The organism is Burkholderia sp., from assembly GCF_018375725.1.
Classification (GTDB): domain Bacteria; phylum Pseudomonadota; class Gammaproteobacteria; order Burkholderiales; family Burkholderiaceae; genus Burkholderia.
In genome coordinates this window covers 1-9,826 of record NZ_JAHACR010000147.1, presented here as the reverse complement: position 1 = coordinate 9,826, position 9,826 = coordinate 1, and the positions used below count along the sequence as shown (strand labels likewise).

Here is a 9,826-nt window from a genome sequence, read left to right as displayed (position 1 = left end):
GAACAAGGGCCTGAATGCGATGTTCGTGATGATGAACGCGGCACGCTTCGGTGTCGGCCTGCAGGGCATCGCGGTGTCCGAAGCCGCGTATCAGCAGGCGGCGGCTTATGCGAAGGAACGCATCCAGAGCCGGCCGGTGGATGGCTCGGCGGCCCAGCCGGTCGCGATCGTCCACCATCCGGACGTGCGCCGGATGCTGATGACGATGCGTGCGATGACCGAAGGCGCGCGCGCGCTGGCTTACGTCGCGGCCGCGCATTCGGATATCGCGCATCACGCGGCAGATGCCGCGGTGCGCGCCGAGCATCGCGCGATCTACGAATATCTGGTGCCGGTCGTCAAGGGCTGGAGCACCGAAATGTCGAACGATGTGACGAGCCTCGGCGTGCAGGTGCACGGCGGCATGGGTTTCATCGAAGAGACAGGCGCCGCGCAGTTCTATCGCGATGCGCGCATTCTCGCGATCTACGAAGGCACGACGGCCATCCAGGCGAACGACCTCGTCGGCCGCAAGACGCTGCGCGACGGCGGCGCGGCGGCACGGATGCTGCTCGCGTCGATCGATCGCACGCTCGACGAGCTGAAGTCGATCGATGCCGGCACGGCGGCGCGCGCATTCGAGGCGATGCACCGGCGTCTTGCCGACGGTCGTGACGCACTCGCAAACGTCGTGCAGTATGTGCTCGACCACGGCAAGCGGGATCCGAATGCCGTATTCGCCGGCAGCGTGCTTTATCTGAAGCTGGCCGGCATCGTGCTGACGGGCTGGCAGATGGCGCGTGCGTTGCTTGCCGCGCAGCGCAGGCATGCGGACGATCCGGCGTTCCACGGCGCGAAGATCGCGACCGCGCATTTCTTTGCCGACTATGTGCTGCCGCAGGCGCGCGCGCTTGAAGCGTCGATTCTCGCGGCGCGCGGCGATGACGGTCTTTTTGCACTGACCGACGAGCAGTTCTGAACGGAACGCTGTGCCGGGCCCGCGTGTTCGTGAAAAACGGCGGCGGCCCGCATAATCCGGACATGTAACGTGCGGCGCGCGCGGCACGGGTCGGCGACGCCCAAACAAGGAGACAACAATGAGCAAGGAAGTGGTGGTAGTCAGCGGTGTGCGTACCGCGATCGGCGATTTCGGCGGCAGTCTCAAGGATTTCGCGCCGACCGAACTCGGTGCGAAAGTCGTGCGCGAGGTGTTGTCGCGCGCGAACGTGCCGGGCGACGATGTCGGCCATGTCGTGTTCGGCAACGTCGTGCATACGGAGCCGAAGGACATGTACATCGCCCGCGTCGCGGCGATCGACGGCGGTGTCGCGCAGCACACGCCCGCGCTGACCGTGAACCGCCTGTGCGGCTCGGGCCTGCAGGCGATCGTGACCGCTGCGCAATCGATCATGCTCGGCGACGCCGATGTCGCGATCGGCGGCGGTGCCGAGAACATGAGCCGCGCGCCGTACAGCGTGCCGGCCGCCCGTTTCGGGCAACGCATGGGCGATGCAAAGCTCGTCGACATGATGCTCGGCGCGCTGCACGATCCGTTTCAGACGATCCACATGGGCGTGACGGCCGAGAACGTCGCGCGCAAGTACGGCATCACGCGCGACGAGCAGGACGCGCTCGCACTCGAGTCGCACCGGCGCGCGGCGCGCGCGATCGCCGAAGGCCGCTTCCGCGACCAGATCCTGCCGATCGCCGTGCGGACGAAAAAGGGCGAGGTGGCATTCGACACCGACGAGCATGTGCGCCACGACGCGTCGCTCGACGATTTCACGAAACTCAGGCCGGTCTTCGCCAAGGAGAACGGCACGGTGACGGCCGGCAACGCGTCCGGCATCAACGATGCGGCGGCCGCCGTGCTGATGATGAGTGCCGATGCGGCGCGCGCCCGCGGCGCGAAACCGCTCGCGCGGCTGGTGTCGTACGCGCATGCGGGCGTCGATCCGGCGTACATGGGCATCGGCCCCGTGCCGGCGACCCGTCTCGCGCTCGAGCGCGCCGGGCTCCGCGCAGCCGATCTCGACGTGATCGAGGCGAACGAGGCGTTCGCGGCGCAAGCCTGCGCGGTCACGAAGGAACTGGGCCTCGATCCGGCGAAGGTCAACCCGAACGGCTCGGGCATTTCCCTCGGCCATCCGATCGGCGCGACGGGCGCATTGATTACGGTCAAGGCGCTCGCCGAGCTGAAGCGCATCGGCGGGCGGTACGCGCTCGTGACGATGTGCATCGGCGGCGGGCAGGGCATCGCCGCGATCTTCGAGAATCTTCAATAAACGCGCCGCGGTGCGTCCGAAAGCAGGAGGTTTCATGACAATCCAGACCGTCGGCGTGGTCGGCGCCGGCACCATGGGCAATGGCATCGCGCAGACCGCTGCCGTCGCGGGATTCAAGGTGGTGATGATCGACGTCAACGACGCGGCGCTCGCCAGAGGTGTCGCGACCCTGACGGCCAGTCTCGAGCGTCTCGTGTCGAAGGACAAGCTCGATGCCGCGACGCGCGATGCCGCGCTCGCGCGTATCGGGACGTCGACCGACTATCAGCGCCTGTCGGCGGCGGACATCGTCATCGAGGCCGCCACCGAGAACGTCGACCTGAAAATCCGCATCCTGAAGCAGATCGAAGCGGTCGCGCGTCCCGAGGCGATCATCGCGACGAACACGTCGTCGATCTCGATCACGGCGCTCGGCGCGACGCTCGCCGATCCCGCGCGCTTCATTGGCATGCACTTCTTCAATCCGGTGCCGCTGATGCCGCTCGTCGAGATCATCCGCGGGCTGCAGACGAGCGACGCGACTGCGCAGGCGGTCCGTGCGCTGACGGAGCGTTTCGACAAGTCGCCGATCGGCGTGCGCAATTCGCCGGGGTTCGTGGTCAACCGGATTCTGGTGCCGATGATCAACGAGGCGTTTTTCGTGCTGGCCGAAGGCGTCGCGACTGCCGAAGAGATCGACCAGGGGATGCGGCTCGGCGCGAACCATCCGATCGGGCCGCTGGCGCTCGCGGATCTGGTCGGGCTGGATGTATGCCTTTCCGTGATGGATGTCTTTCTGAAGGACTTCGGCGATCCGAAATATCGCGCGTGTCCGCTGCTGCGCGAACTCGTCGCGGCGGGCCGTCTTGGGAGAAAGACGGGCCGGGGCGTGTACGACTACGCGTAGTCGTGCCGCATCGGCGCGCTTGCCGCGACGTGCATGTGTCGCGGCGAGCGCCGCTCGTTCAATCAGTCCGGCCCGACGCTGCGGATCGCCGCGATGCGGACGCTCGTTGCCTCGACGTTCGGCGACGATGTGCCGGATATCGACATGACGAAGGCATGATGGGTGTATTGGCGTGAACATCGTAGATCGGATCGTTTAACAAAACGAAACAAACTGTTCATGTCATGGGGATGATCTGCGGCGAAGTCCCGGGCATACTGGCGACCGTGTTGTTCCAGCGCCGTCCTGACGACGCGCGCCCGCTTCCCTATGCCGATTCGATTCTTCAAGTCCCCGCGATGGTTGCCCGTCGCCACCGCTGCCTGGCTGCTCGCCGCCTGCACGACCGTCTCCGATGTCGTCCCGACGTCCAATCCGAACGTATTCACCGTCTCGACGCTGGCGCGCGGCGTGTCGACGTCATGGGCGGGCGCTCACGTGTCGGCGATGACGGAGGCGACGGACTACTGCGCACAGCGTGGCATGCGCGTGAGCGTGAAGCAGGAGTCGGTGAGCGGCGGCGGCGTGGAGGGGCGTTCCGAACTCGCATTCGAGTGCCATCCGGTCTACGACAGCGCGGCCGAGCCGCGCGGCTGAGCGGCCCGCCTGCCGGGCAGCGCCGGCTACGGGCACGCAACCTGTCCGAACCGTACGGACAGATGTGCGCCGCGCGCAACGCACCGGAAAATTTACATGTTTACCAACGCCCCGTGCGCCACGGATTGGTGTACAAAACAGACTGCGCCGCGAGGCCGCCGCGAAGCCCGTTCCGTTCGGGCCGCGCGTCGGCGTAAACCCGGGCGCAGGGCCGGCGCGACACAGCCGGGAACAATCAAACAAGACCCGGTCGAGAACAACGGCAGGCTTCATCTTGGATACGGAACCGCAAAGTCCCCGCTACAGCCTGGGTCTCGCCGCCGAAGTGCTCGCATCCGAGCAGAGCGTGCTGCGACTGATCACACGCAACACGCCGTTGCCGGCGCTGCTCGTCGAAGTGTGCCGGCGAGCCGAGGCCCTGCTGGGCGAGAGCGCATCCTGCACGATCCTGCTGCTCGACGACGACGGCGTGCACATCCGCGTCGGCGCGGCGCCTTCGCTGCCCGCGCACTACAGCGCCGCGATCGACGGCGCGGAGATCGGGCCGGCCGCGGGCTCGTGCGGCACCGCGATGTTCGAGCGCCGCATGATCGCGGTCGAGGACATCACGACCGATCCGCTCTGGGCATCCTACAAGGCACTTGCATTGCCGCTCGGCTTGCGATCCTGCTGGTCGGTTCCGCTGATCGATGAAGCCGGCGTCGTGCTGGGCGCATTCGCGGTCTATCACCGCACGCCGCGCCGGCCCGGCGACGAGGAAACGGCCCTGCTGCGCGACATCAGCAACAGCGTCGGGCTTGCCGTGCATCAGGACAAGATCGCGCGGCAGCTCGCGCGCAGCGAGGAGCATCACCGGCTCGTCGTCAACAGCCTGAACGAGAGCATTCTCGTGGTGTCCCGCGACGGCACCGTGCTCGCGAGCAACCCGAGCGCGCACCGGATGCTGCGCGTGACGGGCAGCCTCGACGGCCGTCACCTGTCGACCGTGCTGATGCACGCGATGCGGGAGGACGGCATGCCGATTCCGCCGGACGACTGGCCGAGCCGGCGCGCAATCGCCACGGGAAAATCCCAGCTCGGATACACGATCGGCGTCGGGCTCGCCGACGGCGACATCATCTGGATCAACGGCCAATGCGGTGCCGATCGTCAAGGCCGGTGAGACGCTGGCCGATTCGGTGCTGGTCTCGTTCAGCGATGTCGGGCCGGTGCGCGAAGCGCAGCAACAGCTGCGCTACCTGGCGACGCACGATTCGCTGACCGGCCTCTACAACCGCCGCTGGCTCGCCGACCGGATGCGCGAACTGTTCGAGTCGCGCGACGATGCGGCCGGCCCGGCGCGCGTGGCGATCCTGTACGTCGATCTCGACGGCTTCAAGAAGGTCAACGACACGGCGGGCCATGACGCGGGCGACGCGCTGTTGTGCTGCGTGGCGGCGCGGTTGACGGAATGTGTCGGCGAGCGGCATGCGCTCACGCGCGTCGGTGGCGACGAGTTCGTCATCGTCGTCAGCGATTACGACGATCCCGACGAACTCGCGATGCTCGCCAGGCGGGTGATCGACACGATCGGCAAGCCGTTCGAGGTCGCGAACAACGAGTATTACCTCGGCGTATCGATCGGCATCAGCCTGTCGCCGCGCGACAGCGACGATCCCGCCACGCTGATGCGCAATGCGGATTCCGCGATGTACGACGCAAAGCAGCGCGGCCGCAACAGCTTCACGTTCTTTACCGCGCAGCTCAACCTTCGGCTGCAGCGGCGCTTCGCGATCGAGCAGTCGCTGCGGCGCGCGCTTGCGTCGAACGCATTGCGGCTCGTCTACCAGCCCGTCGTCGACGGCCTCAGCGGACGCACGGTCGGCGCCGAGGCGTTGCTGCGCTGGACGAGCCCGGAGCTCGGGCCGCTGTCGCCCGCGGAGTTCATCCCGGTCGCCGAGGATACGGGGCTCATTGTCGCGATCGGCCAATGGGTGCTGGAAACAGCGTGCAGGCAGGCGGCGGAATGGCGCCGGACCATCGCGCCCGACCTGGTGATGGCGGTCAACCTGTCGCCGCGACAGTTCCACGACGGGCTTGTCGAATCCGTCGAGCGCTGTCTCGAGGCGGCAGGACTCGAGCCGTCCGCGCTTGAGCTGGAAATCACCGAAGGGCTGCTGATGAACGACAGCGAGACCGTGCTGCCGATGCTGCGGGCGCTGACCGACATGAGCGTGCGGATTTCGGTCGACGACTTCGGCACCGGCTATTCGTCGTTGTCTTACCTGAAACGCTTCCGGTTGCACAACCTGAAGGTCGATCGGTCGTTCGTCGCGGGCGTGCCCGAACACCGCGATGCAGTCGCAATCACGGAAGCGGTGGTGGCGATGGCGCACTCGCTCGGCATGAAGGTGACGGCCGAAGGCGTCGAGACGGAGGCGCAGGCGTCCTTCCTGCGGCAGATCGGCTGCGACAGGCAGCAGGGGTTTCTGTTCAGCCAGCCGCTGGAACCGGCCGACTATGCACAGCGGCTGAGCCGGGTGTGACGCGCATGGCCGGGCGGCCTGCGGATGCGCGGCGCACGTCGCATCGGCGTCGCGCCGCGTCGTTTCAGTGGCTGCGGGCGTATCCCTGGATCAGCGCGCGCATCATGCCCTCGACGGTTGCTTCGCGCAGATCGTCCTCCGTTTCGACATCCTCGACGAGCGCGGCGTACGCGGTGGCGAGCGTCACGCGATCGACCTCCTGGCGCTGTTCCATCAGCGTCACCATGCCGTCCTTCGCCAGATGCGCGGAGAACGCACGGCTGCCGATGGTTTCGTATACGTCAATCATGGCGGCTCTCCCGATTGATCCGGATGCTTTTCAGTGTAGGTGTTGCACGCCTGCTTCGCCATGCGGGACGGAGCGGGGCGGCTTGCGCCATCCCGTGCGATGCACGCTGTTCGGCTGGTCCAAGCGAATCCGGCTCACTGGCCCTACCTGCGTGAAATAGCCCTGCCTACACTTTCTTCCTGCAACGGGCCGAATGGATGCGTCCGCGCAAGATCGACCGGAAAAGAACGATCAGGAGACAGGAATGGCCAACAGCCAGTCGGCAACTTTCGCCCGTTCGGCGGACATCCCCCTCGCCATATTCGATGACGACGGCACGCACACGCGCGTGATCCGCATTGGTTCGTCGGAGGGTTGATCATGGCGAGTCATTCAATCGGACGGGCGACGAGCGGATCCGTCGCGGGCCTGTCGGTCGATACGCGATACGACCCGGCCTACGATCCGCTCGTATCGCCAGGGCCCGGCCAGGGCAAGCAGTACGCGCCCACATACTGGGTCGCGACCGCGGGTGATCCACCGCCTGACGATGGCCCTGTCACGAAGGATCTCGACGTCGACGTCGCGATCATCGGTGGCGGCTATACGGGCCTCGCGACTGCGCTGTGCCTCGCCAGGGAACACGGGATTACGGCCGTCGTGCTCGAAGCCAACCGCACGAGCTGGGGTTGCAGCAGTCGCAACGGCGGGCAGGGGCAGAACGCGTCGGGGCGCCTTTCCCGTTCGCAGTGGATCGCGCGCTGGGGTAAGGATGTCGCATTGAAGATGCACGACGAAATCCTCGAAGGCTTTTGCCATTTCAAGTCGCTCGTTGCCGAGATTGACTGCGATCCCCAGCCGGGCGGCCACTTTCTGATCGCGCATCGCCCGCGCTTCATGGCGAAGCTCGCGACCGAGGCGAAGGTGTGGAAGGAGGTATTCGGCTATCCGTCCGAGCTGCTCAGCGCTGAAACTTTTCGTCGTGAATTCATTGACGACCACGAAGCGGCCGGCGCGCTGCACGAGCCGGAAGGCATCGGCATTCATGCGCTGAAACTGGCGTTCGGCTATTTGCGCCTCGCTCGCGAAGCGGGCGCGAAGGTACACACGAGCAGCCCCGTGATCGGCTTCGAAACGATCGGCGGCATCCATCATCTGCGCACCCCGGGTGGCATCGTTCGGGCCCGCGCGGTTGGCATTGCGACCGGCGCGTATACCGCGCAGACACTGCATCCTTCGCTGCGCAGCAAGGTCATGCCGATCCTGTCTAATTCGATGGTCACGCGGCCGCTGACGGACGCGGAAATCGCCGCATGCAATTTTCGCACGACGCAGGTGCTGACCGACACGCGCATGCTGCGCTTCTACTATCGCTTCCTGCCCGACCGGCGTCTGCAGATCGGCAGCCGCAGCGCGATCACGGGCGCGGACGCATCGAATCCACGTCACCTCGACCTGCTGAAGGAGGGGATGGCGCGCAAATTTCCAGCACTGCGCGGCGTGCAGATCGACTACTCGTGGTGGGGCTGGGTCGACGTCAGCCACGACATGATGCCGCGCGTGTGTCACCCCGATCTGGGTCAATCCGTGTTTTACGCGCTCGGTTACGGCGGCAACGGCGTGTCGTATTCGCAGCAGGCCGGCCGGCGGCTCGCGGAGCGAATCGCCGGCAAAGGGGCGCGCCAGACGCTGCCGATTTTCACGTCGCCGCTGCCCGGTCACCCGTTCGCACCGTTTCGGCGCATCGGCCAGCGGATGCTCTACGTGTCGTACTTCAGGCGCGACGAGAAGCCCTGAGCACGGCACGCGCCTATCCACGACAAGGCAACCACAAATCCGTGCGGCCGGGCGCGTACGCGCCATCGCACGCTCCATCATCGACGGCGTCCGCGCCCGGCCATGCGATCTCGCACGGGACGCGTCCGGATTACCTGGATAGGGAGAAGACATGCAACCCTCGGTGGACCAGAGTGAATTGAAATGTGGGCTCAAGCAGCGCCATATGACGATGATCGCGCTAGGCGGCGTGATCGGCGCCGGGCTGTTCGTCGGCAGCGGCGTGGTGATCCAGCAGACCGGGCCGGCCGCGATCCTGTCGTTTCTGATCACGGGCGGCCTGGTCGTGCTCGTGATGCGAATGCTCGGCGAGATGGCATGCGCGATGCCGGCCGTGGGTTCGTTCTATGAATATGCGCGGCTCGCGTTCGGAAGCCAGCGCGGTCCCGGCCGGCTCGCAGGCTTCCTGACAGGCTGGATGTACTGGTATTTCTGGGTCATCGTGGTTGCGCTCGAGGCGGTCGCGGGCGCGAAGCTCGTGCAATTCTGGCTGCCCGACACGCCGGCATGGATCCTCAGTCTCGGGATGCTGGTCGTGCTCATGCTCACGAACCTGATCTCGGTCGGCAGTTATGGCGAGTTCGAGTTCTGGTTCTCGTCGATCAAGGTTGCCGCAATCGTCGTGTTCCTGTTCCTCGGCGGCCTTTACGTGCTCGGCCTGTGGCCCGCGTCGATGCGGTCGGCGTCGGTGCCGCCGACCCTGCTCGGCAACGGCGGCTTCATGCCGCTCGGTATCGGGCCGGTGTTGAGCGGTGCGGTGGCCGCAACAGGGTTCTACTTCGGCGCGGAGATCGTCACGATCGCGGCGGCGGAGGCGCGCGAGCCCGCGAAGGCCGTTGCGAAGGCAACTCACTCGGTGATCACGCGCGTGCTGGTGTTCTACGTCGGCTCGGTGGCGCTCGTGGTCGCACTGGTGCCCTGGAATTCGCCGCAGATGGCCACGCCGTACGTCAGTGCGCTCGACGTGATGGGCCTGCCGGCGGCGGCCCACGTAATGAATGCGATTGTGCTGACCGCCGTACTGTCCGCGCTGAACTCGGGCCTGTACGCCGCGTCGCGGATGCTATTCGCACTGACTCGCCACGGTGATGCACCGCAGGCGCTCGCGAAGGTCAGCAAGCGCGGCGTGCCGGTGCGCGCGATCCTGCTCGGTACCGTATTCGGCTATGTGTCGGTCGTGATGTCGTATGTGTCGCCCGACACCGTGTTTGCGTTCCTCGTGAACTCGTACGGCACCGTCGCGATCTTCGTCTATGTACTCATCGCATTCTCGCAGCTGCGCCTGCGCAAGCGCTTCGAGCGCGAGGAGTCCGGCGAACTGCGCGTGAGGATGTGGGCATACCCCTACCTGACGTGGTTCGCGATTGGCGGAATGATCAGCATCCTCGTCGCGATGGCGTTCATTCCGGAA

8 protein-coding genes and 1 pseudogene are annotated in these 9,826 nt (G+C 66.1%); 8 read left to right on the top strand and 1 reads right to left on the bottom strand.

Annotated elements, in window-relative coordinates; translation table 11 throughout:
• The 6 genes and pseudogenes from KH616_RS15615 to KH616_RS15590 all read left to right on the top strand — a co-directional run.
• Positions 1-958: acyl-CoA dehydrogenase (locus KH616_RS15615; RefSeq protein ID WP_292247805.1), on the top strand; the 958-nt coding region annotated here is incomplete at its 5' end.
• A gap of 118 nt (positions 959-1,076) precedes the next feature.
• Positions 1,077-2,264: a beta-ketothiolase BktB gene (bktB, locus tag KH616_RS15610; protein ID WP_292247803.1), complete on the top strand. Its 1,188-nt coding sequence runs from the start codon at positions 1,077-1,079 to the stop codon at positions 2,262-2,264.
• A 34-nt stretch (positions 2,265-2,298) separates the two neighbouring features.
• Complete coding sequence (locus KH616_RS15605; RefSeq protein WP_292247799.1) at positions 2,299-3,150, top strand: 3-hydroxybutyryl-CoA dehydrogenase; 852 nt, start codon at positions 2,299-2,301, stop codon at positions 3,148-3,150.
• A gap of 33 nt (positions 3,151-3,183) precedes the next feature.
• Positions 3,184-3,309 carry a hypothetical protein gene (locus tag KH616_RS15600; protein ID WP_292247808.1) on the top strand — a complete coding sequence of 42 codons (126 nt, stop codon included), beginning with the start codon at positions 3,184-3,186 and terminating at the stop codon, positions 3,307-3,309.
• A 150-nt stretch (positions 3,310-3,459) separates the two neighbouring features.
• Positions 3,460-3,786, top strand: coding sequence for a hypothetical protein (locus tag KH616_RS15595; protein ID WP_292247798.1), 327 nt, complete (start codon positions 3,460-3,462; stop codon positions 3,784-3,786).
• A 274-nt stretch (positions 3,787-4,060) separates the two neighbouring features.
• Positions 4,061-6,311 (top strand): annotated as a pseudogene (locus tag KH616_RS15590) (EAL domain-containing protein).
• 64 nt (positions 6,312-6,375) lie between these two features.
• Here KH616_RS15590 and KH616_RS15585 read toward each other — a convergent pair.
• Complete coding sequence (locus KH616_RS15585) at positions 6,376-6,600, bottom strand: hypothetical protein (protein ID WP_292247796.1); 225 nt, start codon at positions 6,598-6,600, stop codon at positions 6,376-6,378.
• Positions 6,601-6,960: 360 nt separating this feature from the next.
• Between KH616_RS15585 and KH616_RS15580 the strand changes: the two genes are divergently transcribed.
• Both KH616_RS15580 and KH616_RS15575 read left to right on the top strand, forming a co-directional pair.
• Entirely contained in the window at positions 6,961-8,376 is a 1,416-nt protein-coding gene (locus KH616_RS15580; RefSeq protein ID WP_292247793.1) for an FAD-binding oxidoreductase, read from the top strand.
• A 151-nt stretch (positions 8,377-8,527) separates the two neighbouring features.
• On the top strand, positions 8,528-9,826 hold a 1,299-nt coding region (locus KH616_RS15575; protein ID WP_292247790.1), incomplete at its 3' end, for an amino acid permease.